The organism is Caballeronia sp. SEWSISQ10-4 2 (genome assembly GCF_030464885.1).
In the GTDB taxonomy this organism is placed as follows: Bacteria; Pseudomonadota; Gammaproteobacteria; order Burkholderiales; family Burkholderiaceae; genus Caballeronia.
In genome coordinates this window covers 1-2498 of sequence record NZ_JALPRJ010000195.1, presented here as the reverse complement: position 1 = coordinate 2498, position 2498 = coordinate 1, and the positions used below count along the sequence as shown (strand labels likewise).

At 64.7% G+C, this 2498-nt stretch carries 2 protein-coding genes; both read left to right on the top strand.

What is annotated here, in order from left to right:
- Window positions 1-85 precede the first annotated feature (85 nt).
- Window positions 86-1294, top strand: coding sequence for a pyridoxal-dependent decarboxylase, exosortase A system-associated (locus M0D69_RS43535; RefSeq protein ID WP_301787965.1), 1209 nt, complete (start codon window positions 86-88; stop codon window positions 1292-1294).
- A gap of 32 nt (window positions 1295-1326) precedes the next feature.
- A complete protein-coding gene (locus M0D69_RS43530) occupies window positions 1327-2463 on the top strand; it encodes an acyl-CoA dehydrogenase family protein (protein WP_301787964.1) in 1137 nt (378 codons plus the stop codon).
- The last annotated feature ends 35 nt before the right edge of the window (window positions 2464-2498 follow it).

Below are 2498 nucleotides of genomic sequence, written 5' to 3'. Positions count from 1 at the left end.
AAGCCCGTCACCTATTTAACGAGACGGAGTTAAAACCGTCTCCTCACCTCCCCGGCCTGAAGTCCGGGGTTTCACGGAGACCCTGATGATGCATCCCTTCGGCGTACAGGCAGGTGTGCTCCAGATCGGCGGCGTCGACCTGCGCCGTCTTGCCGCGCGTGCCGGACACACGCCCTTCTACGTCTACGACCGCTCGCTCTTGGACGCCCGCATACGCGCGCTACGCCAGACGCTTCCACATGGCATCGAACTGCACTACTCGATCAAGGCCAATCCGATGCCAGCCATGGTTCATCATCTCGCGGCCCGTCTCGACGGCTTCGATGTCGCGTCGGCCGGCGAAATGATGCTCGCGCTCGACGCGGGAACGCGCCCTGAGCGGATCGGATTTGCCGGTCCTGGCAAGTCCCATGACGAGCTGCGCCGCGCCGTGGCGGCCGGTGTCATCATTCACATCGAATCGGCGACGCAGTTGCGTCTCGTCACTGCACTCGGCTGGGAATTCGGCGTACGGCCATGCGTTGCGATCCGCGTGAATCCCGATTTTCAGATCGGCAAAGGGGGCATGCGCATGGGTGGTGGCGCGGCACCCTTCGGCGTCGATGCCAGCCTGGTTCCAGCGTTACTGCTTGAGCTCGCCCGCCAGGAGGTCGCGTTCGCCGGCTTTCACGTCTTCTGGGGTTCCCAGTGCCTTCACGCACCAACCATCGTTCAGGCGCACCGGCAAAGCGCAGAACTGGTCATGCGGCTGGCCGACAACCTGGAGGTGCCGCCAGCGTTCATCAATCTCGGCGGCGGTTTCGGCATCCCGTATTTCCCGGGGGAAGATCCGCTCGATCTCGATGCCGTTGGCAAAGCGATGCATGACTGGCTGCCTGGGTTGCACCAGTGTCTTCCCGGCACACGCGTGGTGCTGGAACTGGGACGTTATCTGGTCGGCGAAGCCGGTATTTACGTCTGCCGCGTGGTCGATCGCAAGGTGTCGTGCGGCGAGACATTTCTCATCACCGACGGAGGCCTCCACCACCATCTCGCTGCGTCGGGCAACTTCGGCCAGGTGCTGCGCCGCAACTATCCCGTGCTGATCGGCAACCGGCTTGACGAACCCGCGCAGGAACACTCGCACGTGGTCGGGTGCCTCTGTACGCCACTTGACCGCATTGCCGATGACGCGCATCTGCCCGCCACCTCGATTGGCGACCTCGTCGTCGTGCTCCAGTCAGGCGCCTACGGCCGCTCCGCGAGCCCCACTGATTTTCTCGCTCACCCGCCGCCTGCCGAAATGCTCGTCTGACACCGTTGTTATCCGATCAGGGAGGACGCTTCATGCTTTCCCACTGCGACACCAGGTCCGCGAACCTGGCCAGCCTTTCGTGGACACTGAGCGAAGAGCAGCAGCAGCTCTGCGAAGCCGTACACCGGTTCGTGCGCAAGCGGCTCTCGCCGCTGTTCACGCAACCCGCGCCGCCTTCGGACTGGCAGGAGACAGTCCGACTCGCAGGCGAGCTCGATCTGGGCGCGATGATCCTGCCCACGCACCAGGGTGGCCTCGCCATCGATCACACTGATCTGTACCTGGTCATCCAACAGTTCGCTGCCGGCCCGCTCGAGCGCGCCGCGGAATTAACGCTCAGTGCGCCCGCGCTCATCGCCCTGCGCGAGCACGACGCGCTGGGCTGCCTGCCTGCGCGGCAGGTCCGGGACTACTTTAACGGTTCTGCCTCGATCAGTCTGGCGATACCCGGCAACGTCGCCGGGAAGGTCTGGGTCCTCTATCGGCACGCGGATGCGCCCTTGCTGTTGCCGCATGAGCGCGCCGACGAACGCTTGCTGGTGCTCGTTGCGCCGCCCGACCTGCGCCGCGTCGTACGGCAGCGCAGCCGCATCGCGACGCTGCAGGCTCTTGCACTTGAGCAGATCACGCTCGACCCCGACGAACTCGCATCCTGCCTGCGCATCGCGTGCGGTCCGGACCGCGCAAACAGCGAGGCGATACGGACGTTGCTCGTCGAAACGGGTCTGTACCTGTGTGCACTGCTGGTGGGCGCCATGCTACAAAGCGTTGCGTTCGCGTTCGACTATGCCACTTCGCGTCAGTCGTTTCGCAAGCCACTCGCGGCCCATCAGCTCGTCGCCGCCCGCCTCGCGGACATGCTGATCTCCGCTCGTGGCGCACGGCTCTTCCTGTGGGCCGTGGCGAAGAGCGGCCTCCCGGCACCTGACACCCTGATCCGGCAGTTACTGCGCCATGTTGCCTCAGATGCGATGGACGTCAGCCGCGAGCTCGTGCAACTGTGCGGCGGGCATGGCTACGTCGAAGGGCTGCCACCTGCCGCACGCTTCCAGACGACCCCCTGTTTGACCCTGCTGCTCTCGCAAACGGAAACGGCCCTTGGCCAGTACACGTTGTCATCTCCCCTGCCTTCTCCACGCGGAGCCCATCCGTCAACTACCCCGCCCTGAAGGGCGGAGCTTGCAGAATACCGCGAGCTCGGGTT

Coding starts and splice junctions, on each gene's coding strand:
- M0D69_RS43530 (WP_301787964.1), top strand. CDS start 1,327: ATGCTTTCCCACTGCGACACCAGGTCCGCGAACCTGGCCAGCCTTTCG.
- M0D69_RS43535 (WP_301787965.1), top strand. CDS start 86: ATGATGCATCCCTTCGGCGTACAGGCAGGTGTGCTCCAGATCGGCGGC.